The organism is Grimontia sp. SpTr1, assembly GCF_947387585.1.
GTDB lineage: Bacteria > Pseudomonadota > Gammaproteobacteria > Enterobacterales > Vibrionaceae > Enterovibrio > Enterovibrio indicus.
In genome coordinates this window covers 21,226-42,802 of sequence record NZ_CANDOD010000027.1, presented here as the reverse complement: position 1 = coordinate 42,802, position 21,577 = coordinate 21,226, and the positions used below count along the sequence as shown (strand labels likewise).

The following is a 21,577-nucleotide window of genomic DNA, read 5'->3' as shown; positions in this document are numbered from 1 at the left end:
TGAAATACGGACGCGGGATGGAGCAGCCTGGTAGCTCGTCGGGCTCATAACCCGAAGGTCGTCGGTTCAAATCCGGCTCCCGCAACCAATTGCGACACTAGCTCAGCTGGTAGAGCGCAACCTTGCCAAGGTTGAGGTCACGAGTTCGAACCTCGTGTGTCGCTCCAAATTCGAAGCTTTCGATTTATCGGAAGTTTGATATGCAAGGAACCTTGCCAAGCTTGAGGTCACGCCTAAGCCTTGAAGATCGGGAACCTCGTGTGTCGCTACAAATTATTTGCAGATGGTGCCTATCATCGCAATCACAGAATTGCGTGCCCTGGTGGTGGAATTGGTAGACACAAGGGATTTAAAATCCCTCGACGTTCGCGTTGTGCCGGTTCAAGTCCGGCCCGGGGCACCATTTAAATTAAGGCCTACAAGCACAAGCTTGTAGGCCTTTTTCTTTTGGTCATTTCTCGGCGTGAAAGTGAAGGGGGCTAGCTCCGATTTTCACTCGCAGTTGCCACCTACTTCCCGGTCACTGACGGCTGATGGGCTCACGCGTGTTAAGCTTCGCGAGTTGCTTGTCATGTGTCTTACCCAATAGAACTAGCGATGAGATCGCACCAATCATCGCCAGGAACATATCGGATTGCGTGTCCCAAACGTAGCCCTGCGTGCCAAGGAAAGCTTCAGCAGACTCTCCAGACATAACCGCAACCCACCACTCGATAAGCTCATAGAACGCACTGAAAGCCAAACAGAACGATACGATAAAGAAATTGCGCCAGCGTGGTGAGGGTATCACTGAGTTTCGAATCAGTATCTCGCGTGCCACCAAGGCCGGAATGAACCCCTGCGCAAAGTGACCCACTTTGTCGTAGTTATTGCGTGCGGTATTGGTTATCTCTTTGATGTAATCAAATAGCGGGACTTCTGCATATGTGTAATGCCCACCAACCATCAAAATCGCGCAATGAACCAGAATAAAGAAGTAAGTGACTTGCGTGAGCGGAAAAGACTTTCGGGTCATCGCTAGAGCGACAAGTGCAATAAGCGCTGGCGCCACTTCAAGGAACCAGGTGAACTGATCTTTTGGGTTGATTGCCGACCAAATAAAAACGGCAAAGAAGATAGCAAGCCAGATTGTTGAGTTTGCTTTGTTCATTTAGATACCTAATGTTTTAATAACAGTCACTTACCTACACGTGTCAGCTAGCTTAGGCTATTCGCGTAGTGTGCGCAAAGTATTGGTAAGTCTGATGACTTTGACCTGAGATTGATGTAACCACCTGATATGTCACAAGAGGACTCTTGGCGTTGGGCTGAATGACACAAAAGCCAATACCTGGTTTATCTCTCCCAAAAGAATGGCATCCCCAAAAAGCTTCTAATTAACGTCAGAATCGAGATTGCTTTCCCCCAATGTTTTGCCAGTTGCCATTACAGTGGAGTTGAATAGCTTTCTAGACTACCTCGGTAAGGCTTAATAGCCATAATTGGTAACAGATGTAACCGAATTAATCGAATTTTAACTGAATGGAAAAAAACGCTTGAGTTCAAAAAAGTGGCTATGTTACCTTTCGCGACAATCTCGAACATAGAGCTTTTCGAGACATACGCGGCGCAATGTTGAAGAAGTTGTCGTCGCACCGTAGGTACTAGGAAATGGTTTCCTAGTAGAAGGGCATTAATAGAGCTGTCTGGCTTCAACGAAGTCGGGGCATATTGAGGAACCCAACAGTGATTATGTATTACCTCCACTTCAGCTTCGTTTTACCAAACTGCAGTATTATTACTGAGCCTTGATCAATCCGATCATCAGAGACGCTTTTCATACGTTTTAAAGCTGTTCCCCCACGACTTGATCGTGATGCTTTGCCGTACTTGTTTTAGCGCACTCGAACACACTATGGTTTCCGCCGATATCACACGAGGTGATTCGACGGGTATTTCCCGATGACTCGGGGGTGTGCTCCACGACTTATCTGCTGATTTCTCCATAACGCCAATTTGGTGTTAAGGGTTGCTACACGCAATTTCGGCAGTGACGTAGTGGTGAACATGGAAGATCAAGAATAATGATTAACTTTCCCACTGAAACTCAGGATAAGTTGGCAGCTAGCCCGGTTCCTGTTTTGCAAGGCCTTCACGACCTGACTCCAGATGAGTTGCTACTGAGTCAGGAACACTACGAATCTGAGGTTCGTTCTTATCCTCGCCGTCTACCGGTCGCCATTGCTAAGGCAAATGGTGTGTTGGTGGAAGACAGCCGTGGTCAGGTTTACCTGGATTGCTTGGCGGGTGCTGGCACCTTGGTGCTTGGCTACAACCATCCTGAAATCAATCAAGCTTTGATTGAACAGCTTCACGCGGGTATTCCCTATCAAACGTTGGATATTACAACACCAGCGAAAGATGCATTCATTCGTGAACTGATGGCTTTCCTTCCACAGGACTTTGCAGAAAACGCCAAAGTTCAATTCTGTGGCCCTTCCGGTGCTGATGCCGTTGAAGCGGCAATCAAACTCGCTAAACAAACCACTGGCCGTAACACGATTGCCGCGTTCCATGGTGCTTACCATGGCATGACTAACGGCACCATGGCGCTGATGGGCAACCTCGGCACCAAAGCGCGCCGTCAAGGTTTGATGGCAGATGTTCACTTCCTGCCATTCCCATACGACCTGCGCTGTCCTTATGGCTTGCATGGCGAACAAGGTGCGCGTCAGGGCTTGCGTTACATTGAACGTATGCTGGCTGATGACGAAAGTGGTGTGCAAAAACCTGCTGCCATTATCGTCGAGCCGGTACAAGGCGAGGGCGGGGTGATTCCAGCGCCAGCGTTCTGGTTGAAAGAACTGCGCCGTATTACCCAAGAGCATGGCATTCTGCTGATTTTCGATGAAATCCAATGTGGTATCGGTAAAACTGGCTCTCACTTCGCGTTTGAAGATTCAGGCATCACACCAGACATTCTTTGTCTTTCAAAAGCTGTCGGTGGCGGTTTGCCTATGTCGCTGCTGGTGTTCGATAAAGAAATCGACACCTGGCGTCCAGGTGAACACACAGGTACTTTCCGCGGCAACCAGCTGGCCATGGTCTCTGGTGCGAAAGCGATGGAAATCATCCGTCGCGACAACCTCGCAAACCAAGCGGCAGTGACGGGTGAATATCTGCGCCGTGGTCTGGAAAAGATTGCTGAGAAAACGACGTGTATCGCGGAAGTTCGTGGCAAAGGCTTGATGCTGGGTGTAGAAATCTGTGACCCAGAAGGTACTAAGAACAACTTTGGTGAACCTCAGTCAGCGCCAGAACTTACTGTTGCGATTCAACGTGCAGCACTTGAGCGTGGGTTAATCATCGAAAAAGGTGGACGCGACGGCTCAGTGCTGCGCTTCCTGCCGCCAATCATCATCACTTTCGAGCAAATCGACTTCGCGCTGAAAGCGCTGGAAGAGGCGATTGACTCGCTGGTTGAACCAAAACCTGTTTCGCAGCCAATGGACAGCATCCAGCAAAGCTGGCGCGAGCACTTCATTCATGTTGGTAAAAACGGCGCTGACGGCTTTGAGTCGGCAATGAATCAAAGCACCTTGGCACTGAAGAAACTGTTTGAAACCACAGACTCGCCATACAGTGGCCTCGACCCTATGGTGCTGCAATCTCAAATCCGCCGCGCGCAATTGGGCGAAAACCCTCAGTCGCTGACGGATGTGATTGATGAGACGACGGACTTGATCGGTAAGAACTCCATCATTGTTCAGCATCCTCATTGCATCGCGCACCTACATACGCCACCAATGCTGCCTGCTGTGGCTGCAGAAGCCTTTATCACTGCGCTTAACCAGTCTATGGACTCCTGGGATCAGGCAAGTGCAGCGACCTTCGTAGAGCAAGAAGTCACTGACTGGCTTTGCAAGCGTTTCGGCTTTGATGAGCAATCAGACGGTGTTTTCACCAGCGGTGGCACCCAAAGCAACCTGATGGGTCTCCTGATGGCGCGCGACCACATCATTAAGCAAACCAGCGGTCATGATGTGCAGAAAGATGGTTTGCCGGAATACGCAGACAAGCTTCGCGTGATTTGCTCGAAGAACTCCCACTTCACCATGCAGAAATCAGCGTCATTGCTGGGTCTGGGTGAAAATGCGGTGGTCTGCGTCGATACCTACACCGATGGCACCATCAGCATCGAATCAGCAGAAGAAGCGGTGACATCTCTGAAAGCTGAAGGCCTGATCCCGTTTGTGATCACTGGCACCGCGGGCACCACGGATAACGGTTCTATCGATGATCTGGATGATGTGGCGGATCTGGCTGAAAAACACGGTCTGTGGATGCACGTCGATGCGGCATACGGCGGTGCGTTGATCCTGAGTCGCCACCATGCACGTCTCGAAGGTATCGAACGTGCAGATTCCGTGACTGTCGACTTCCACAAAATGTTCTTCCAACCAATCAGCTGTGGCGCTGTGCTGCTTAAAGACAAAGCGCACTTTGGCTATATCCGTCACCACGCAGATTACCTGAACCGCGAAGAAGACGTGCTGCCGAACCTGGTGGACAAGTCTATCGCGACAACCCGCCGTTTTGATGCGCTGAAAGTATGGATGACGCTGCAAAACGTCGGCCCGCAAGCGTTGGGCTCCATGGTCGATCACCTGCTCAACCAGACGCAACAGGTTGCCGATTTGGTGAATCAGCGCCCAGACTTTGAACTCTTGGCTGTGCCTTGTCTGTCTACCGTTCTGTTCCGCTACACCGGATCGAACAAAGGGATGGATTTGGATTCTCTCAACAAGCAAATCCGTTTGGATGCTTTGGTTCAAGGACGCGCCGTTGTGGGCGAAACCGTAGTCGATGGTGACATTGCGCTGAAATTCACGCTGCTCAACCCTTGTCTGTCTTTGAACGACTTTGAGCAACTACTCAACGAACTTGAAACGCTGGGCGGCGAAATCGCCAAGCAATCTCTCTAATTTTTTGCTGGGGGATTTGCCCAGCTGTTTTTTGAAAGGAATTTAACATGGCAGTTCTACAAATTGGTGCAGGTGGTGTTGGTTGGGTTGTTGCGCATAAAGCAGCGCAAAACAACGATGTGTTCGGTGACTACACCATTGCATCCCGCACAGTAGGGAAGTGTGAAGCGATCATTGAGTCAATCAAAGGCCGCAACAATCAGAAAGATACCAGCCACAAGCTGGAAGCCCGTGCGGTTGACGCCGATGATGTGGAAGCGTTGGTTGCGTTAATCAACGACGTGAAACCGGATCTGGTGATTAACGCCGGTCCTCCATGGGTCAACATGACTATTATGGAAGCATGCTACCAAACCAAAACGTCTTATCTCGACACCTCTGTCGCGGTTGACCTGTGCTCTGAAGGCCAGCAGGTGCCACAAGCTTATGATTGGCAGTGGGGGTATCGCGAGAAATTCGAACAAGCAGGCATCACAGGCATTCTGGGTGCAGGCTTCGATCCGGGCGTTGTTAGCGTTTTTGCTGCATACGCTAACAAGCACCTGTTCGATGAAATCGACACTATCGACGTGATGGACGTGAATGCCGGTGACCACGGTAAGAAATTCGCGACCAACTTTGACCCAGAAACCAACATGCTGGAAATCCAGGGTGATTCTTTCTACTGGGAAGACGGCGAATGGAAACAAGTCGGTTGTCATACCCGTATGATGGAATTTGATTTCCCTCTGGTCGGCAGCCACAAAGTGTACTCTATGGCGCATGACGAAGTACGTTCACTGCAAGAGTTCATTCCTGCTAAGCGTATCGAATTCTGGATGGGCTTTGGTGACCGTTACCTGAACTACTTCAACTGCATGCGCGACATTGGCCTGCTGAGCCCAAACCCAGTCACTCTGGGTGATGGCACTGTAGTTGAGCCATTGAAAGTCCTGAAAGCATTACTGCCTGATCCTACATCTCTGGCGCCGGGTTACACAGGTAAAACCTGTATCGGTACTTGGGTTCAGGGCAAAAAAGATGGCAAGCAGCGCAGTGTGTTCGTCTATAACAATGCGGACCACGAAGTGGCCTACAAAGATGTTGAGCATCAGGCAATTGCATACACTACGGGTGTTCCGGCGATTACTGCAGCGCTGCTTTACTTCAAAGGCGAGTGGAATGGCAAAGGCGTATTCAACATGGAACAGTTGGACCCGGACCCATTCCTGGAGCTGATGCCATCAATTGGTCTGGACTGGGGCGTTGAAGAACTGTCACCAAGCGAGCCAGTTATCAACATCCTGAAATAAGCCCAGCGTTAACGAATGCCTGCACAACAGAATCTGTTGTGCAGGCTTTTCTGTAGAGAAAGACCATGAATCCGACAGAATTGAAAACCCCTTATTTTCTGATTGAAGAAGATAAGCTGATTGCAAACCTCGAGAAAGCGAAACGCCTGAAAGAACTCTCTGGCGTTAAGCTGGTACTTGCATTGAAATGCTTCTCTACTTGGGGCGTGTTCGACATCATCAAGCCTTACCTTGATGGCACCACCAGCAGTGGTCCTTTTGAGGTGAAATTGGGCTACGAAACCTTTGGTGGCGAAACCCATGCCTACAGTGTTGGTTACAGCGAAGATGACGTGCGTGAAGTCGCGGATATCTGCGACAAAATGATCTTCAACAGCCAATCTCAACTGACGGCGTATCGCCATTTGGTGGAAGGCAAAGCCTCGATTGGCCTTCGCTTGAACCCGGGTGTCAGCTACGCAGGTCAGGATCTGGCGAACCCAGCCCGTAAGTTCTCTCGCCTGGGTGTCCACTTCGATCAGATCGATCCTGAGATTTTTGCGTCACTCAATGGCGTGATGTTCCATATGAACTGTGAAAACAAGGATGTGGATGCGTTTGTCGGCCTGCTTGATGCCATTTCAGAGAAATTCGGCAGCTACCTCGATAAGCTTGAGTGGGTAAGCCTAGGTGGTGGTGTCTTCTTTACCTGGCCGGGTTACGATATCGAAAAACTGGCAGCTGCACTGAAAGCGTTCGGTGAACGCCATGGTGTGCAGCTATATCTGGAGCCGGGCGAAGCCATTATTACCAAAACGACTGACCTGGTTGTTACCGTGGTGGATATCGTCGAAAACGAGAAGAAAACCGCGATTGTTGATAGCGCGACCGAAGCGCACCGACTGGACACGCTGATCTACAACGAACCTGCTTCCATTGGTGAAGCAAGTGAGAACGGCGAGCATACCTACGTGATTGGCAGCTGTTCTTGCTTGGCGGGTGATCAGTTCTGCGTGGCGAACTTTGATGAACCACTGAAAGTCGGTCAACGTCTGCACATCCTAGACAGTGCAGGCTACACCATGGTGAAACTGAATTGGTTTAACGGCCTTCGTATGCCATCAGTTTATTGTCAGCGCAGTAGCGGCGACATCCAGCTTTTAAACGAGTTTGACTATCAGGATTTCAAACGCACGCTGTCGCAATGGTCAGTGAAGTGATTTTGCAATCACACATGTCAGGGAGCTTCGGCTCCTTTTTTAATACTCGTTTCTTCTGATTTTATGAATCGTGTCAGAGTGTCAGCTTTTATTACTTGGAAATTGCACTGAAACTGACTAATGATCCGACCATCACGGGGATTTATCGGAACACGCTGAGTTATTGGCGTGTTGGCTCAGGAGGAGCAAAAATGGACGCACTGCTATTTGTCATCATCATTGTTGCGCTGGTTGTTGGAACACGGACACTGAAAAGCTACTTTGCCTACCGGGCACAGGTGCGCGAATTTGAAGCGAACAAAGTCGCAGAGGGATCAGGGGAGTTAGTCGCTGAAATTGATGCGCTTAAAAACCGCATTGAAGTACTTGAAAAGCTGGTGACTGATCAAGGGTACGAGCTGGACAAAAAGATCCGCGCACTTTAATTACTTCATTGCCATGTAGTGTTGCCTTTCTTCCGCGGTCATTTTTTCAATGGCATAGCGCAGCATGGTTCTGGGCATAACAGAAGCATGCTTATCCAGAAACGTGCGAAGCAAAGGCAAGTCTCTTTTCCCTAGTTCCCGCAACATCCATCCGCACATTTTGTGTATTAAATCCTCTTTATCGTGCAGCAGCGTTTCCGCCAGCTTGATGGTGTCATCAAACTGATTCAGCCGAATAAAAGGGAAGGTCGCCATCATGGCGATGCGCCTTTCCCAAAGGCTGTTTGATTCTGCCAGTGAATAGAGAATGTCGCGCTTTTTATCGACCAGATAGCCCCCGACAATATGGTGTGCAGAGCTGTCTACCAAATCCCAGTTATTGATTAGGTGGGTGCGGGACAGGTAGAAATCAAAAATGACTTTTTGGAAGTCAGGATCCGCTTTTTTGAATTGCTCGGAAAGCATCACCAGCGCCAGCAGTCTGATTTCATGCCATTCACTTTCAAGCAGTACAGAGATGGTTTTGAGCGAGGCAGCCATATGGCGTTTGGCTAATGCCCTGACAACCGGCACACGGATCCCGATGAACTTATCACCTTCTGCATATTCTCCCGGCCCGGATTTGAAAAATCGACCTGAGTGTTCAGCGATCTTTTCGTCACCGAGTTGTTTGGCTTCTTTAATGATTTGATGTGCGTCAGTCATGTCCTTCCCTCCAGCAGGGACATTATAATGCCCAATACGCTAGCCTACTGATAAATTGGATAATTTCGTCTGAAAAAGATGACATGGATTCAGTTTGTGATAGCCCTCACCGTACAGTGATTAACTTGCTTTACTTCAAAAAATAACCCTACAACGCACCATGAATTATCAAGATTTAGTCAGGTTGCATCCAGTCTGACATTTCTCTGCTGGATACTTGTCGAGTCTTATCATGCTTGATGCATATAGTTGATGTGGCAGAAGAATTTCGCTTTCCGCAAACATGTTGCGGAGCGAGGAAATCGCTAAATACCAAAGGTCAACAGCCCCAAAGAAGTAGAAGCGAAATAACCTGCCAACCATTTATTTTGATAAGGACTTTAGAAGATGAAACAGACCGCTTTTCTAAGCGCGATGATCGCTGCAACCGTTGCTGCGCCAAGTGCGATGGCAATGAATCCGCAGCCTGATCCGCAAAACCCAGAAGGTTATGTTGTCACCCGGGCAGAAGTGCAAGCCGCAGAGGCCGCACAAACCCAAGACCCGATGTACACCATTTGGGCGCAGGCATTGCGCACACGCACCAATGATGTGGTGGAAGCGATATTGCCGGGCGCAGCCAGTAACCCTGAAAACGTCAAACGTGTCGAGCGTGTTTTCCCAGAATCTGATTGGGATTTCCTGACCCAAATGGCAGCACCAGAATACACCTACACCCGTTTTCTCCGAGCGATTGGTAAGTTCCCCGCATTTTGTGGTGAGTACACGGATAGGCGTGATTCTGATGCGATTTGTAAAAAATCCATTGTGACTGCCTTTGCGCACTTTGCTCAGGAAACTGGTGGCCATATAGCCAAAGACAATTACTGGGACAACCCACTTGGTCTCGAAGAGTGGCAGCAGGCGCTGGTGCATGTCCGCGAAATGGGTTGGTCAGAAGGGCAGGCAGGCTACACCACGGGTTGCGGACAGAATGACTGGCAAAATAAGCGCTGGCCATGTGCGGCAGGGCAAGGCTATTTCGGCCGTGGTGCGAAGCAGCTTTCTTACCATTTTAACTACGGTGCATTTTCTGAAGTCATGTACGGTGGCGACGCAACCAAGCTGCTTAACGAGCCCGGTCTGGTGGCGGATTCCTGGCTGAACCTGGCTTCGGCAATTTGGTTCTTCCTCACGCCACAAGCGCCGAAACCAGCGATGCTGCATGTGATTGACCGAACCTGGGTACCTTCACAGCGAGAGTTGGATGCAGGTATTGGCTACGGCTTTGGTACCACGATTAACATCATCAACGGTGGTATTGAGTGTGGTGAACAGAATAAAGATAAAGGCCAGCCGGTTAACCGTATCCGTTACTGGGAAGGGCTAGCGAAACATTTCAATATTCCGATTGAAGCAGATGATACCAACACCTGTTGGCAACAACTGCCTTACGGAAGCCTGAACCTGCAAGGCGCAACCGATGTGCTTTACACCAACTGGGATGGTAACTGGAAATACTATGCTAACCGTCCGGGCGGTTATTCGTTCGAGTGTGAACTGGTAGGTTACCAAACCGCATACTCAGCGTTGGTAGAAGGCGACTACGAGAAATGTGTCAGCAACTTCTATGAATCCCATGCGGGTTGGCCTGTGGTTCGTGTTGTTGAAACCATTGATACCAATCCGGGTGATGGTTCAAACCCAGGGGATGGCGGTACTCCATCGGATAACACTTGGGATGAAAAAGCCGTTTACCTAACTGGTGACCGCGTAACGATTAACGGTGTGACATACGAAGCCAAATACTGGAATCAGGGTGTGAACCCAGAAACAGCAGGTCAGTGGGGCGCTTGGAAGGTAGTTGCAGGTGATACGACTGGTGGTGGCACATCAACTAACCCAGACACGGGTACCAACCCAGATGCAGGGAGTGGCTCTGGTACAGACACAGGTGGTGACACCGGAACGGGTGGTGATGCAGGCACTGGCGGCGATACCGGCGGTTCAAATCCTGATACGGGCACCACGCCAGATCAGGGTGAAACCACTTGGAGTGCGAGCACAGTTTACTTTGGTGGGGATCAGGTGCTGGTTAACGGCGTCACCTACCAAGCGCGTTACTGGACACAGGGTGATGACCCAGCTTCCGGTGCGCAATGGGGACCTTGGAAAAAGATTTAAACGTACTCTGTAACCAAGCCGCGTCCAGCAGGACGCGGCTTGTCGAGAAGAATTATCCTGTTTTAAATGACCTGCCTCGCAGAACAAACCTAATCTTAATTGCCAAAAATTTAGTGCATTGTGTTGTGTTTTCTTGTTGATACAAGGTTCGTGGTCAAAAAATCAATGCACAACAAATGTACGCGTCTCACTTTTCGTCGGCGCACCATTCATTCTGACATTCCTGCCCTCAATAGTTGTCGTCTTGTGTATTCATGCATGCATATAGTCGTATTGTCCGCGCTATCAATAAAAGATCTCTAAATCGCCACGGGTTACAGCGAATCGCTGAGAAAATCAGCGCTGAACGGTAACGCACAAAGAGTAAAAAAGCGCGAAGCAGGCACGTCGTAAAGACGGTTGCAGAAAAAGTTTTGATAAGGAATTTAAGATGAAACGAACGGCTTTATTTACTGCCATGTTCGGCGCGAGCTTCTTCGCTCACAGCGCAGTGACCATGGACCCTGTACAAGACCCAAATAACGTGAACGGGTTTGTTGTTTCCCAGTCTGAAATTAAGGCAGCGGAAGATGCGTTAACGTTGGACCCAATGTACGACACCTGGTCACAGGCACTGCGTACTCAGCCAAACTCTGTGGTTGATGCGATTTTACCTGGAGCAGCAACCAACCCAGAAAACGTGAAGCGTGTAGAGCGCGTTTTCCCAGAAACGGACTGGAACTTCCTGACCCAAATGGCCGCACCGGAATACACTTACACCCGCTTCCTAAAAGCGATAGGTAAGTTCCCGGCTTTCTGTGGTGACTACACCGACGGTCGTGATGCAGATGCCATCTGTAAGAAATCTATCATCACCGCATTTGCGCACTTCGCGCAGGAAACTGGCGGCCATATTGCAAAAGACAACGTGTCTGACAACCCGCTGGCGCTTGAAGAATGGCAACAGGCTCTCGTGCATGTTCGCGAAATGGGCTGGGCAGAAGGGCAGGAAGGTTACACCACAGGTTGTGGTCAGGATGACTGGCAAAACCGTCGTTGGCCTTGTGCAACAGGTCAGGGATACTTTGGTCGTGGTGCAAAACAGCTTTCCTACCACTTTAACTACGGCATGTTCTCTGAAGTGATGTTTGACGGAGATGCCACGCGCCTGCTGAATGACCCAGCACTGGTGGCAGACTCTTGGTTAAACCTGGCTTCGGCAATTTGGTTCTTCCTCACGCCGCAGGCACCGAAACCAGCGATGCTGCACGTTATCGACCGTACCTGGAAACCTTCACAACGTGAAATTGATGCAGGTATCGGTTACGGCTTTGGTACCACAATCAACATCATCAATGGTGGTATCGAGTGTGGCGAGCAAAATAAAACCAAAGGCCAGCCAGTTAACCGTATCCGTTACTGGGAAGGCTTGGCAGCGCACTACCAAATCCCTATTGAAGCTGACGAGAAAAACACCTGTTGGCAGCAAACGCCATTCGGCAGCCTGAACCTGCAAGGCGCTACCGATGTGCTTTACACCAACTGGGATGGTAACTGGAAATACTACCCGGATCGTCCAGGCGGCTTCTCGTTCGAGTGTGAGCTGGTGGGCTTCCAAACCGCGTACTCTGCGTTGGTACCGGGTGACTACGAGAAGTGTGTAACTAACTTCTATGGTTCACACGCTAACTGGCCAACCGTACGTGTTGTCGCTGATGCAGACAAGCCTTCTACCGGTACTCCAGGTGGCGGCGGTGAGCCAGTAGACCCGAATGCATGGGATGCAGGTAAGGTTTACAACACAGGCGATCGCGTGGTCGTTGGTGGTGTGACTTATGAAGCGGTATACTGGACACAAGGTGATGATCCACTGCTGAGTGAAGCGTGGGGACCTTGGAAAAAGGTACTTTAAGGGCGAATAAGTCTTAAAAATCAGCCGCGTGTTTCGATAAGGAATGCGCGGTTTTTCTTTTTATATCAGTAAGATAGATTAAAAATCTGGCTTGATGCGAAAGAGGAGAAAAGCGGTTTTTTGAGGTTGTAATCTGTCAAAAGGTATCACAAAAAAATTATAAATATCAGACTTGCCTGAAAAATTTCTGTGCCTATAATGCTGAAAACCGGAGCGTCTGCCAACGCTCCGGTTTTTTTGTGCCTGCTTTCTGGTCACGTAATGAACAATCTGCCAATTGATTCATACGTGGGAAAGCAATCTGTCCGAAAGGGCACATTGTCTAAATGATGTAAGGAAAGACAAATGCGTATCGAACAAGACTTGAAGTTGGGTTTCAAAGATGTGCTGTTTCGCCCGAAACGTTCTACCCTAAAAAGCCGTTCTCAAGTTGAATTAACCCGCGAGTTTACCTTCAAGCACAGTGGCCGTCAATGGTCTGGTGTTCCTGTTATCGCTGCAAACATGGACTCTGTAGGTTCATTTGATATGGCGAAAGCACTGGCTGAACATGGCTGTATGACAGCGGTTCACAAACACTACACGGTTGAAGACTGGGCGGCGTTTGTCGCTGGTGCAGATGCGAAAGTGCTGAACAATGTGATGGTATCTACCGGTACGTCTGAAGCCGACTTCGTAAAAACCCAGGAAATCATGGCGCTGTCAGATGAGCTGATTTTCATCTGTATCGACATCGCTAACGGATACTCTGAGCACCTGGTTGAGTACGTTGAGAAAGTGCGTGCTGAGTTCCCAGACAAAGTGATCAGCGCAGGTAACGTAGTGACCGGTGACATGGTTGAAGAGCTTATCCTTGCTGGCGCAGATATCGTGAAAGTAGGTATCGGCCCAGGTTCTGTGTGTACAACCCGAGTGAAAACCGGTGTAGGCTACCCGCAACTGTCAGCCATCATTGAGTGTGCAGATGCTGCGCACGGTCTTGGCGGCCGTATCGTCGGTGACGGCGGTTGTGCCTGTGCTGGTGACGTTGCAAAAGCGTTCGGTGGCGGTGCAGATTTCGTGATGCTGGGCGGTATGCTGGCAGGCCACGAAGAAAGCGGCGGCGAAGTGATTGAACAAGACGGCAAGTCGTTCATGAAGTTCTACGGCATGTCTTCACAATCAGCGATGGACAAGCACTCTGGCGGCGTGGCTAAGTACCGTGCAGCAGAGGGTAAGACTGTTATGCTTCCTTTCCGTGGTTCAGTTCACAACACCATTGCAGATATCCTGGGTGGCGTGCGTTCAACCTGTACTTACGTAGGTGCGGCGCAACTGAAAGAACTGACTAAGCGCACGACTTTCATCCGCGTACAGGAACAAGAAAACAACGTATTCGGTAAAGAGTAAGTTGTTCGCATAGCGAAACCGCTAAAACAAGCATAATTTGAAAACGCCTCTTTTTGAGCCACGCCTTCGAATGAAAGGCAAGCCAAAAGAGGCGTTTTTGTATTTTGGAGTTTATGCTGGTTTGGAATGACCCCTTTTCGAGGCTGGCTCCTTTCCAGCGCGTCATTACTAAATCTGTATTTACGATACTTTTTATAATCCGAACCTCACTTTTCTACTGTTGTTGCATACAGAACTAGAGAAGGTGTCGCATAATATCGACGTAACTCCGTTTTGGGGTATTTTCACAAGGCCAATTTTTGCACTTTGAGAAAAGGCTATAGAAACAATTGGATAGTCACTTTTAAAGTAAGGTGGCTTGTTATTGTTGGACAAAATGTCGTGTTTGATTGCGACATTTTGTCATCTAATACACTGTTATAACGTTTCAGGTTGTCGAGCGTTGAGCAAGTCGGTGTATAGGATTCAATAAAGCGTCAACCATGAACAAAAGGTATGATCGAATTGGAAAAACTGGTTTTTTTCTTGATTTTTCTTATAAGTGCATTCTGCTTATTTACTTCTTTGGTTCTTTCTTTGTACATGGGAATGTTGATGAAACGTTATGATTCGAGCGGCTATGAGAATCTATACATACTTTATATAACAGTTTCTCCAGCACTATTTATAAGCTATGTGTTTAACTCTCACGTTCCCGACATGTATCCGAAAAATAGGCGTTGGTTATTTTCAGTATTGAGAGTGTCAATAAGTACTGCGGGCATTTGTTTTGTTCTAGTGCTGATAGGTGCTTGGCTCTTTTCTTAAGGTTATGAGGCAAGCTTTATGAATGACCCCATTAATGATGCGGGTGTCATTTCGGCTCTAAGTTGACGTTATAACAAGGGCTTAAAGGGGACTAAAAACACTCGGTCAATTTTAGTCTTTTAAAATTTCGGCGCTTAAGGTAGCTGTTTCGCGTGAATCGTGTGTTTTCAGCCCCTTAAGCCGACGTTATATGGCAAGATGGATTCAAGAGAGGCTTCAAGGATGGAAGTGATTTACTCACCAGCTCATACCTTCAACTTTTTGCAAGAGCTATATGACATAATTAGCGTGAGAGTCCTGATTATTCTTGCTTTCTATGTGTTCTTGAATTTTTTTCACGGTAGATATTTAGAAGGGAAGGTAAATAAGAGACACTTTCAGTTGCCAACCATTTTTGTTTTTGCTGTTGCTATGTTCATTCCAATTCCTAATGAATTTCAAAGCCGAAAATACGAATATGTAAACTATAAGAATTTGGGTAATTATGAAAGCGTTATACATGTTTCCGGATGGGTTCAAGGATATCACTATGTTGATGAAATATGGGAAGGTAATATATTTGAAAAAGATAAACCCGGCCAGCTTTGGCGTGTTCATTACCTGAATGTTGGTGGTGAAGTGTTAATCTTCAGAGAGTTAAATTGGAAGGTGAATCAGGATTTTTACAAACCAAGGTGCTATCGAGGGAGCTTTGATAAGTTATTCTCTCCTTTGGTCGGATTAAATGTCATGCTTGGTTATTATAAAACTGAAGTTACAAGTCACTTACATGAAAAAGCAAACTGCCTAGTTGATATCCATAGAGTATGAATGTTGACAGTAGATACAGTGACAAGCATATAACAAGCGAAAGAACATGGGACGTTTACTCGTGGCGCATTTTTTCATAGAAACGCTGTGATTCAGGTGCTTCAATCAGTTTGGGCTAGTAAACGCCCGTTATTCGAACGTTATGTTTATGAGGATGTATCAATATGACAATTAACCAAGTAGAGCGAGCCTATAAAGCTTGGCCTATATTGGCTCAAAGAGCTAAAGCTCGTAAAACGATTACATACAAAGAGTTAGGCGATGCTATAGGCGTCCATCATCGAGCCATAAGGTTCGTCTTAGGTGTAATACAAGACTATTGCTTGGCAGAAAAAATCCCGCCTTTAACTATTCTGATAATTAACTCTACAGGAAAGCCTGGAGATGGCTTTATTGCATATGACTTAAGAAACTTTGGAGATGGTCTAGAAGAGGTATATGACTTTAAGTGGGAAAAACATGGCAACCCATTTGGTTTTTCACTAGAAGGGCTCTCTTATCCAAATATTATTAAGTCATTGGTTGATAACCCTGACTCGTCAGAGGAAATTTACAGTAAAGTAAAATCCCGTGGTATCAAGCAAATGTTATTTAGACAAGCTCTACTCAAAGCGTATTCTCATCAATGTGCGTTTACAGGACTTTCATTTGTGCAAGGGCTCGAAGCCGCCCATATAATACCTTGGAAGCATGCAACAGACGCACAAAGAATGGATGTGAGAAATGGCATTTTGTTAAATAGCTTTCATCATCGTCTATTTGATGCTGGCCTTATAACACTATCCAGCGAATATAAAATTCGCTATCACGATCCAAATGGCAGCGACGGCGATTATTCTAAACTTGATCGCTTAATGTCAACTAAGCTGCATGGAAAAACTATCAACCTTCCACATAAGATTAAAAATAGACCTTCAAGTGAATTTATAGCTGTCCATAACCGTTTACACGAGTGGGGAGAATAAACATAACACATATGAGCCCTTCTCCGGTCAATAGGCAATAGCATTCTTTTGGCTGCGCCAGCAGCCAATGCTCTCGAACAACATAGTCATCTACTTCATTTTCACCAAGCTGATGTTATCCGAGGTAGACACTTTAGAGCATTAGACCTAACACGTTTCTGTCCAAAAAAGCACCAGAGCTAAAAGCCAAACCCCGAAAGTTCAAAGCCAAAAATTTGTCGAAGAGCCCAAAACCAAAAACGCCACTTATGATGAAGTGGCGTTTTACTTTGAAGTTGGCGTTAGCCTTTTTTCTTTTTGCTGATCTTCTTAGCTTTTTTAATCGCGGATTTTTTAGAAGCCTGCTTTTGGGCAACTTCCAGCGATTGGGCGGCTTTTAACGCCTTTTTGGCCTCTTTCAGTTTTTTCCCTGTTCTGCTTTCGCTTTTTTCCGCTGCATGAAGATTTTCTACCGCGTGTTTCACTGCAGCTTGTGCGGCGGATGTCGCTTCAGATGCCTGTTTGGCTTCTTCTGAGCGTTGCTGAACCTTGAGCTTTAATTTGGCGACACTGACTTTTTTACTCATCTTTATTCCCTTTCTTAAGGCGCTTTAACAATTTGCGAATCCAAACGATTCACGACATCCATATCTTTGCCGGGGTAATCGAGCTGGCTGAGGAAATGACGCATACAGTTGAGGCGTCCACGTTTCTTGTCATCGGAAAGAACCACTGTCCACGGAGCGTCTTTGGTGTGGGTATGGAACATCATGGTGTCTTTGGCTTTGCTGTAGTCATTCCACTTGGAGAGTGAGGCCAAGTCCACTGGACTTAATTTCCACTGTTTGAGTGGATCGTTTTTGCGTGATTTGAATCGGCGGAACTGTTCTTCCTGACTCACGGAGAACCAATACTTGAATAGCTTGATACCACTGTTGGTGAGCATGCGCTCTAGCTCTGGAGCCTGTCGTAGAAATTCGAGGTACTCGTTGTCGTCACAAAAACCCATCACCTTTTCAACGCCGGCGCGGTTATACCAAGAGCGGTCAAACAAGATGATTTCGCCCTTGGTTGGGAGGTGTTTGATGTAGCGTTGGAAGTACCATTGGTTGCGTTCTCGTGCATTGGGTTTTTCCAATGCAATCACATGCGCCCCGCGGGGGTTGAGGTGCTCCATAAAACGTTTGATGGTGCCGCCTTTGCCCGCTGCGTCGCGGCCTTCAAACACGATGACAATGCGCTGGTTGGTGTCTTTTACCCAGCCCTGCATTTTCAGCAGTTCTATCTGAAGTTCATGCTTATTTTTCTCATACTCCACCACGTTCATTTTTTTGCTGTAGGGGTATTTGCCGTCGGCATTCCATGCAAGGTTTTTCATTTTTTTATTCAAGTCGTATTGGAAAGAGTGGCTGTTATTCACTTCGATACCGGGGCTGGCATGATGGGTTTGAGGCACGTTTTGATGCTGCGTCATATTTTCCACTCCTTCTTGGGTTTGTTGCTGAAATCGCCAGCAACTCCTTTTGTCTATATATTGATAAATATGTCAGTTAGGTTAATTATGCATGACGGCTTGGTGTAAATTAAATGTTATTAATCTATGACTTTAATAACGAAAAATTATTGCCATGAACTTAACCCAACTGAAGCTTTTCAATGAATTAGCGCGGGAGTTGAGCTTTGTGAAAGTGGCGAAGCTCAATCACATCAGTCAGCCTGCTGTCAGTGTGCATATCAAGAAACTGGAGCATGCGCTTGGCCAGCAGTTGCTTTCACGTACCTCGCAAACCACGCAGTTGACGCCGGAAGGCTTGCTGATTCTGGAAGACGTGAAAGAGATCCTGCGGCTGTGCGAGAACATCAAGGTTCGGTCTAATTATCATCAAGGCGTGATGGAAGGACATGTTCGTGTGGCGGCAATACACAGTGTAGGTATGTACGAATTGGGGGATTTCCTCGCTTCATTTATGAAGGCGTTTCCCAATATTCGGGTACACCTTGAATATCGACACAGTGAAGAAATATATGAAGATATTCAAAAAGAAAAAATCGATGTTGGCATTGTTGCCTATCCGCAAAATAGACCCACCATCGAGGCAATTCCTTTTTCTGAAGATCAATTGGTTTTAATTACCGGAAATAAACACCGGCTCTCCCATAAAAAGTCCATTTCTTTATCCCAACTTGAGCAAGAGCCTTTTATTGCCTTTGGGGAAGGGATCCCGACCCGGGTGGCGATAGATGCGTTGTTAGGGAATAACAAGGTCAATGTGGATATTCGCATGACACACAATAATATCTACACGCTGAAAAAAGCCGTGGAAGCAGAAGTCGGCGTGGCGATTGTGCCGTCAGCAACTGTGGGTGAAGAAGTGGAAAGAGGCACGTTGAAACGCATCAAGTTGAATGTGGAAGACACAAGGCGTCCGATCTCTGTGATCCGGTTAGCGGGAAGAAAGGGAAGCGCGCCTGTTAACCTGTTTGTTGAACGGCTTTTGGCCTTTTCGAGAGGATAAAGAAAGCCGCATGATGCGGCTTTCTTAGGCGTTTTTGACACAGTTAGATGGTGGTGAAATCGAACATGTCTACGGTGACATGATTCGCATCAAACTGCTTCAGTGTGATGACGGTGTTATCGCCATCGAAGGTGATCACTGTGGATGCACCGACCTGTTCCGTATTGATTTGACTGAAGCGTGTGACCAGAGAACTGTCGATCTCAATGGTGTCTTGGAAACGGTTAAAGTCTTGAATGGTGTCGTGACCGTCATTATTGCGGAAGACGAAGACATCCTTGCCCAAGCCACCAATCAGGTAGTCATCACCATTGTGACCCATGATGCGGTCGTTACCGTCCTGACCAGCGAGTTTATCGTGACCAAGACCGCCCATTAGGATGTCATGCCCAGCACCCGCCCAGATGGTGTCGTTTCCGTCATTACCACCTAAATAGTCATTGCCGTTCTGACCGCGAATGATGTCGTCGCCAGTGCCGCCTTTAATGTTATCAGCACCTTCACCACCATCAATTTCGTCATTATCTGCGCCACCATCAATGATGTCGTCGCCAGTGCCACCAAAGATGCGGTCATCGCCCAGGCTTCCGCGCAAGGTGTCGTTACCTTCACCGCCGATAATCCAGTCGTTACCGCGCGCGCCGCCAAAGTTGTCATCGCCAGCACCACCGTGGAAGTAGTCATCACCCCAACCACCGTCGCCGTAATCGTTACCATAACCACCTTGGATGTAGTCGTTGCCGTCACCACCCCAGATGCCATCGTCACCTGAGCCACCCTGGATTTGGTCGTCACCGCCATCACCTTTGATGATGTCGTTGTCTGCGCCGCCGTGAATAACGTCATTACCCTCACCGCCGAGCAGCATGTCGTTTCCGCTGTCGCCGAAGATAACGTCATTGCCGTTATCACCATTGATGGTGTCATCGCCTGCATTACCGTGGATGTAGTCGTTATGGTCGCCACCGCTGATGGTGTCATTACCCAGACCGCCATCAATGTAGTCAGCGCCCACTTCGCCGTTAATGGTGTCGTTGCCGCCATTGCCATAGATTTCGTCGGCACCATAACCGCCATTGATCACATCATCACCGTCGCAGTCGCTGACATGGTTAAGCACCACGTTGTCAATCAGCGCGCCGTACCCATCGGCTTCTCCCAAGCCACCAAAGCTTACTGTGAGTTCGCTGGTGCCCTGTGGCACGGTGAAAGTGGTATCGAGAGATTGGTAGATGCCGTTCTGGATTTCGTTTGCGATAGTTTTGGTATATACAACCACACCTTCTTGATCGGTGATGTTGACGGTGAAGCCACTGGTTTGGTAGTCGTCGCCCTTGATGCGGTTGGCATAATCAAATGAGAAGGCCACTTCAATACCGTTTGAGCCCGTGAGATAACTTACGTTAACCGTTTGCTCGACAGTTTTTCCTTCCGCGAGGTCGAGTTCCATGACCGTATTAGTCTGGGCATTAACAGATGCTCCTGTAAGTTGGCCTTGTTGCATTTCAACCGCATTAGCGCCTACAGCTTGCCAGCCAACGAGTTCGCTGTTGCTGACTCGTTCAAACTCGTTGCCGACGTTATCTCCCCAAGCTTCGAAGTCACCGTTCACCAACAGGTTAATGGTGTCGCCATAAATCACATCATGGCCTGCGCCGCCATTAATGGTATCGTCGTCGCAACCACCGGAAATCACATCGTTGCCGTTGCCACCTTCGATGGTGTCGTTGTCATCACCTGCCCAAAGATCATCGTCGCCATTACCGCCGATGAGGGTGTCATCGCCTGTAAAGCCTTCCAGCTTGTCGTTGCCTTCTCCGCCGTGCATGTAGTCATTACCAGCCTGACCAAACAACATGTCATCGCCATCACCACCATACATAGCATCGTCACCATCACCACCAGCCAGTAAGTCGTTGCCTGCGCCTGCCCATTGGGTGTCGTTGCCGCTGTCGCCCCAGAGTTGGTCATCACCTTCTCCGCCGCGTTGAAGGTCGTGGCCGTCACCCCCCCAAAGGACGTCGTTCCCTGTGCCGCCGTTGAGTTCATCGTCACCCGCGTCACCGAACAGAATGTCGTTGTCTGCACCGCCATAAAGCACATCATTGCTATCACCACCGAACAGGCGGTCATCACCGTTTTCACCGTGCAAGATATCGCTGCCTTCCTGACTATAAAGGAAATCGTTCCCGTTACCGCCATACAGCACATCATCACCTTCGTTGCCTTCTAAACGGTCATTCCCTTCTTCACCGTAGAGAAAGAAGGGGATCTGGGTTGGCGCTTTTCAAGGTTACGCAGTTTCTTCTTTGTTCGGCAATAGAAGCGGCTCAGGCAAAAACAGTAAGGATGAAATTAGTATGAAAATTAGAAAATCTTAAAGTTGCATATGCTTATATACAGAAAATCTTCTCTTTTATGGGAATTTCTTTGCCCCCCCAAGTGGACATGCGCTTGGCTTTTACCTTGAAT

The 21,577-nt window shown here is 48.1% G+C and carries 15 protein-coding genes and 3 tRNA genes; 13 read left to right on the top strand and 5 right to left on the bottom strand.

Going from position 1 to position 21,577, the window contains the following annotated elements; all coding sequences use genetic code 11:
- Positions 1-11 precede the first annotated feature (11 nt).
- From QL223_RS24240 to QL223_RS24230, 3 genes are all read left to right on the top strand, one after another.
- A tRNA-Met gene (locus QL223_RS24240) sits at positions 12-88 on the top strand.
- A 3-nt stretch (positions 89-91) separates the two neighbouring features.
- Positions 92-167, top strand: a tRNA-Gly gene (locus QL223_RS24235).
- A gap of 149 nt (positions 168-316) precedes the next feature.
- Positions 317-403: transfer RNA gene (locus QL223_RS24230), tRNA-Leu, on the top strand.
- Between the two features lie 117 nt (positions 404-520).
- Here QL223_RS24230 and QL223_RS24225 read toward each other — a convergent pair.
- Positions 521-1,150, bottom strand: a complete 630-nt coding sequence (locus tag QL223_RS24225) for a DUF2238 domain-containing protein (RefSeq protein WP_281546195.1) — start codon at positions 1,148-1,150, stop codon at positions 521-523.
- 913 nt (positions 1,151-2,063) lie between these two features.
- Between QL223_RS24225 and QL223_RS24220 the strand changes: the two genes are divergently transcribed.
- The 4 genes from QL223_RS24220 (at position 2,064) to QL223_RS24205 (ending at position 7,880) form a co-directional block, all read left to right on the top strand.
- Positions 2,064-4,964 (top strand): pyridoxal phosphate-dependent class III aminotransferase, encoded by a 2,901-nt coding sequence (locus QL223_RS24220; protein ID WP_281546194.1) that lies wholly within the window; start codon positions 2,064-2,066, stop codon positions 4,962-4,964.
- Between the two features lie 47 nt (positions 4,965-5,011).
- Positions 5,012-6,256: a carboxynorspermidine synthase gene (locus tag QL223_RS24215; RefSeq protein WP_281546193.1), complete on the top strand. Its 1,245-nt coding sequence runs from the start codon at positions 5,012-5,014 to the stop codon at positions 6,254-6,256.
- Between the two features lie 65 nt (positions 6,257-6,321).
- Positions 6,322-7,455, top strand: a complete 1,134-nt coding sequence (nspC, locus tag QL223_RS24210; protein WP_281546192.1) for a carboxynorspermidine decarboxylase — start codon at positions 6,322-6,324, stop codon at positions 7,453-7,455.
- Positions 7,456-7,646: 191 nt separating this feature from the next.
- Positions 7,647-7,880 (top strand): hypothetical protein, encoded by a 234-nt coding sequence (locus tag QL223_RS24205; RefSeq protein WP_062660923.1) that lies wholly within the window; start codon positions 7,647-7,649, stop codon positions 7,878-7,880.
- Here the strand turns inward: QL223_RS24205 and QL223_RS24200 are convergent, their stop codons facing one another.
- On the bottom strand, positions 7,881-8,585 hold the full coding sequence (locus QL223_RS24200; RefSeq protein WP_281546191.1) for a DNA alkylation repair protein: 705 nt from the start codon (positions 8,583-8,585) through the stop codon (positions 7,881-7,883).
- A gap of 387 nt (positions 8,586-8,972) precedes the next feature.
- Between QL223_RS24200 and QL223_RS24195 the strand changes: the two genes are divergently transcribed.
- The 5 genes from QL223_RS24195 (at position 8,973) to QL223_RS24175 (ending at position 16,610) form a co-directional block, all read left to right on the top strand.
- On the top strand, positions 8,973-10,748 hold the full coding sequence (locus QL223_RS24195) for a chitinase (RefSeq protein WP_281546190.1): 1,776 nt from the start codon (positions 8,973-8,975) through the stop codon (positions 10,746-10,748).
- Between the two features lie 430 nt (positions 10,749-11,178).
- Positions 11,179-12,639 (top strand): chitinase, encoded by a 1,461-nt coding sequence (locus QL223_RS24190; protein ID WP_002539294.1) that lies wholly within the window; start codon positions 11,179-11,181, stop codon positions 12,637-12,639.
- Positions 12,640-12,984: 345 nt separating this feature from the next.
- On the top strand, positions 12,985-14,028 hold the full coding sequence (locus tag QL223_RS24185) for a GMP reductase (protein WP_002539296.1): 1,044 nt from the start codon (positions 12,985-12,987) through the stop codon (positions 14,026-14,028).
- Between the two features lie 1,029 nt (positions 14,029-15,057).
- Positions 15,058-15,645 carry a hypothetical protein gene (locus QL223_RS24180; RefSeq protein ID WP_281546189.1) on the top strand — a complete coding sequence of 196 codons (588 nt, stop codon included), beginning with the start codon at positions 15,058-15,060 and terminating at the stop codon, positions 15,643-15,645.
- A gap of 164 nt (positions 15,646-15,809) precedes the next feature.
- Positions 15,810-16,610 carry an HNH endonuclease gene (locus QL223_RS24175; RefSeq protein WP_274684975.1) on the top strand — a complete coding sequence of 267 codons (801 nt, stop codon included), beginning with the start codon at positions 15,810-15,812 and terminating at the stop codon, positions 16,608-16,610.
- A gap of 281 nt (positions 16,611-16,891) precedes the next feature.
- Here QL223_RS24175 and QL223_RS24170 read toward each other — a convergent pair whose 3' ends face one another.
- Positions 16,892-17,176 carry a hypothetical protein gene (locus QL223_RS24170; protein ID WP_046305135.1) on the bottom strand — a complete coding sequence of 95 codons (285 nt, stop codon included), beginning with the start codon at positions 17,174-17,176 and terminating at the stop codon, positions 16,892-16,894.
- A 14-nt stretch (positions 17,177-17,190) separates the two neighbouring features.
- Positions 17,191-17,916, bottom strand: coding sequence for a polyphosphate kinase 2 (gene ppk2 / locus QL223_RS24165; RefSeq protein WP_281546198.1), 726 nt, complete (start codon positions 17,914-17,916; stop codon positions 17,191-17,193).
- Between the two features lie 301 nt (positions 17,917-18,217).
- On the opposite strand from ppk2, the gene QL223_RS24160 reads away from it, so the two are divergent.
- Positions 18,218-19,105: a LysR family transcriptional regulator gene (locus tag QL223_RS24160; protein WP_046305133.1), complete on the top strand. Its 888-nt coding sequence runs from the start codon at positions 18,218-18,220 to the stop codon at positions 19,103-19,105.
- 43 nt (positions 19,106-19,148) lie between these two features.
- On the opposite strand, the gene QL223_RS24155 is transcribed toward QL223_RS24160, so the two are convergent.
- The gene (locus QL223_RS24155; RefSeq protein ID WP_281546197.1) at positions 19,149-21,377 is read right to left on the bottom strand and encodes a calcium-binding protein; all 2,229 of its coding nucleotides are present in this window, start codon (positions 21,375-21,377) and stop codon (positions 19,149-19,151) included.
- Between the last annotated feature and the right edge of the window lie 200 nt (positions 21,378-21,577).

Coding starts and splice junctions, on each gene's coding strand:
- QL223_RS24175 (WP_274684975.1), top strand. CDS start 15,810: ATGACAATTAACCAAGTAGAGCGAGCCTATAAAGCTTGGCCTATATTG.
- QL223_RS24180 (WP_281546189.1), top strand. CDS start 15,058: ATGGAAGTGATTTACTCACCAGCTCATACCTTCAACTTTTTGCAAGAG.
- QL223_RS24195 (WP_281546190.1), top strand. CDS start 8,973: ATGAAACAGACCGCTTTTCTAAGCGCGATGATCGCTGCAACCGTTGCT.
- QL223_RS24220 (WP_281546194.1), top strand. CDS start 2,064: ATGATTAACTTTCCCACTGAAACTCAGGATAAGTTGGCAGCTAGCCCG.
- QL223_RS24185 (WP_002539296.1), top strand. CDS start 12,985: ATGCGTATCGAACAAGACTTGAAGTTGGGTTTCAAAGATGTGCTGTTT.
- QL223_RS24205 (WP_062660923.1), top strand. CDS start 7,647: ATGGACGCACTGCTATTTGTCATCATCATTGTTGCGCTGGTTGTTGGA.
- QL223_RS24215 (WP_281546193.1), top strand. CDS start 5,012: ATGGCAGTTCTACAAATTGGTGCAGGTGGTGTTGGTTGGGTTGTTGCG.
- ppk2 (WP_281546198.1), bottom strand. CDS start 17,916: ATGAACGTGGTGGAGTATGAGAAAAATAAGCATGAACTTCAGATAGAA.
- nspC (WP_281546192.1), top strand. CDS start 6,322: ATGAATCCGACAGAATTGAAAACCCCTTATTTTCTGATTGAAGAAGAT.
- QL223_RS24190 (WP_002539294.1), top strand. CDS start 11,179: ATGAAACGAACGGCTTTATTTACTGCCATGTTCGGCGCGAGCTTCTTC.
- QL223_RS24160 (WP_046305133.1), top strand. CDS start 18,218: ATGAACTTAACCCAACTGAAGCTTTTCAATGAATTAGCGCGGGAGTTG.
- QL223_RS24170 (WP_046305135.1), bottom strand. CDS start 17,176: ATGAGTAAAAAAGTCAGTGTCGCCAAATTAAAGCTCAAGGTTCAGCAA.
- QL223_RS24225 (WP_281546195.1), bottom strand. CDS start 1,150: ATGAACAAAGCAAACTCAACAATCTGGCTTGCTATCTTCTTTGCCGTT.
- QL223_RS24200 (WP_281546191.1), bottom strand. CDS start 8,585: ATGACTGACGCACATCAAATCATTAAAGAAGCCAAACAACTCGGTGAC.